We start from the raw sequence: 2456 nt of genomic DNA on the forward strand, positions 1-2456 counted from the left end.
ACTTTTTTACTACTAAATTCAAAAAACGATTGGCATATACTTCACTTGTATTTCCATCATGCTTCCCTGGCATAATTCTGTTAATATCTACACCATCACTAAAAACACGGGTTCCTCTAACAAAAGAAGGCACATTTACAATAGGAATTCCTACAATCGTTCCTTTTAAATTGTTTGTATCTAAATCTTTAAACAATCGCTGTATAACTGATATTCCGTTTAATTCATTTCCATGAACCGCAGCTGTAAGCCCCAACACAATACCATCTTCCTTACCTCTTGCAACCATAATAGGTATGCATGTAGCAATTCCTAATGCATTTGAAGTTACTTTTAACCAGTAATTCTTAATAGAATTTTGTGGTGTTTGATTTACATCAAACTCTGTAATATAGTCAATTTGGTGTCCCATAAACTTTATCAGTTAGTATAACTCATTCAATAACGTACTGTCATTATTTAAAGATGTAAATAATTTCTTTTTAAACTTTTTATTAGCGTTGATTAAGCTAATGCACATTTTATCAATCGCAATAGTAGAAAGTACTGTCTGGATAAATGTTTCTATTAAATCATCAATTCCCAAACCTAATTTGTTATAATCTCTTCTATCCATAATTAACAAACGATTAGTATCAGATGTCCATTGATTTCCTCCTAATTTAACCGATAAATTAGTACCCAACATCTGCCAAGAATCCTTACTATCCTCTAAATCGTTTACCAAAGGCAACAAGGCTCTTCTCGAATACATACACAAAGGTTTTATACCGTCTTTGGTGCTACTAATCATCATTCGAATATCAGACACATAAGTTTCTCCTTTAGCATTTGGCATCGTACCAACATGGTAGTATTTCCCTTTGGTGCTTACCGAACTCCAATTGTAATTACCAATTAAACTCTGAACAATAAAACGTTCATATTCGATATCCTGCTTCATAAACTCCTCTAATTCCTCATCGTTTACAATGGTATATACCCCTTGACCCGCGTTACTATATGGAATTTTAATAACTGCTTGTCCGCCCATTTTCTTTACCCATAGTGGAATTTCATTCTTACTCACATCCCAAATCGTATCGGGTATGTTAATTTTCATTCCGTGTTCTTCTAACTCCGTGTTATAAATATCATAGGCTTTAGCTGCAACCATTTTATTTCTTCCTCCTGCTAAACACGTAATAATCGGATTTAAAATCTTTGTTTTACTATTTACAGGGAAACGATTCCATGGTTTTTGAGTTACATATCTAAAAATTCCTCGCAACGGAATCCATTCTTCATCTTGTTTCAAATAAAAAATTTCATTTTCTATTTTAACATGTGTATTCTCTTCATTTGAAAAAAATGGAACTAAAAACACTTCTTCTTTAAAAACATCTGCAATTACAGCAGCGTATCCTGAAGTTTCCATGTAATTCTTATCGTAAAAAACTGCCAATCTACCGTCTTTAACAAGCTTACGTTTTTTATCTAAAATAGGTTTGAATGTACGTTCTATAAGCAAACGATATGCTCCATCTTCTTTATTATCGTCTAACAAAGGCATTGACTTTTGCCCTGACGGACATGAATTATTTTCAATAATAACCATATTTTTGTCTCCATCTGCCGAAGTAGAATTGATTAAATCGGCACCACCCCACAAAAAATACTTACACTCATACGACAAAATTTCTCGTAACTTTTCTGCATTTACTTTAGGGTGTAAATGGCAATACCTAGCTATAATTCGTTCTTTATCTAAGTTTAAAAAGAAATTTACCATAGGGTGAATCGTGGCATTCAACGCTTTAGGATACCAGTGGTTTTCGTTATTAAATGTATTGGGTTGTATAAGCTCTACTGCTTTCATTTTTGGTTTGTCTATTTTATTTTTTGCTTACGCATACATTACTTGATAAATTAAAAATAGAAAAAAATACAACTAGATTATGCTTATCTATGTTAATTTATTCACCTCCTATTTGTTACTATAATTTATAAAAAACATGTATTTTAGCAGCTCTTAAAAATTGCAAATGGAAAAAGGCTATGAATTTCTCAACCCTAATTTCATATTTATTTTAAGAACACAAAAAAATAGCCGTATCCCTGCCTTTTTTAGGGATAAAAAAACATTTGTGTGCAATTTGAGCAGTTCGCTACACAAAAAAAATAGAAAAAAATGAAAAAATATTTAATGTTATTCCTTGCCATTGGAATATTAACTAGCTGTTCATCTGAAGATGATAATCCGAAACAAGATGATGTAACTTCTGTACGTATTACTTTACAAAATTTAGAAGGAGGAACAGAGTCTGGAATTGTCGTTTATGCTTATGATGAAAGTACTTGGTCTACAATTGGAGACGACCCTCAATTTGCAGATTTTCAAGCATCATCTTAGAATGATGGAGTAGCATCATTCTCTAACTTGACAACGGACTTAAATTTTAATGAATTATCAAATT

2 protein-coding genes and 1 pseudogene are annotated in these 2456 nt (G+C 31.9%); 1 reads left to right on the forward strand and 2 read right to left on the reverse strand.

Annotation, left to right across the window (positions count from 1 at the left end):
- Positions 1-412 (reverse strand): annotated as a pseudogene (locus OU788_RS12105) (succinylglutamate desuccinylase/aspartoacylase domain-containing protein); the annotation flags it as partial.
- Positions 413-424: 12 nt separating this feature from the next.
- Positions 425-1858: a hypothetical protein gene (locus OU788_RS12110; protein WP_274635406.1), complete on the reverse strand. Its 1434-nt coding sequence runs from the start codon at positions 1856-1858 to the stop codon at positions 425-427.
- Between the two features lie 312 nt (positions 1859-2170).
- Here OU788_RS12110 and OU788_RS12115 point away from each other — a divergent pair, with 312 nt between their 5' ends.
- Positions 2171-2392, forward strand: a complete 222-nt coding sequence (locus OU788_RS12115; protein WP_274635407.1) for a hypothetical protein — start codon at positions 2171-2173, stop codon at positions 2390-2392.
- Positions 2393-2456: the final 64 nt, after the last annotated feature.

Source organism: Tenacibaculum sp. L6 (genome assembly GCF_028823685.1).
In the GTDB taxonomy this organism is placed as follows: Bacteria; Bacteroidota; Bacteroidia; order Flavobacteriales; family Flavobacteriaceae; genus Polaribacter.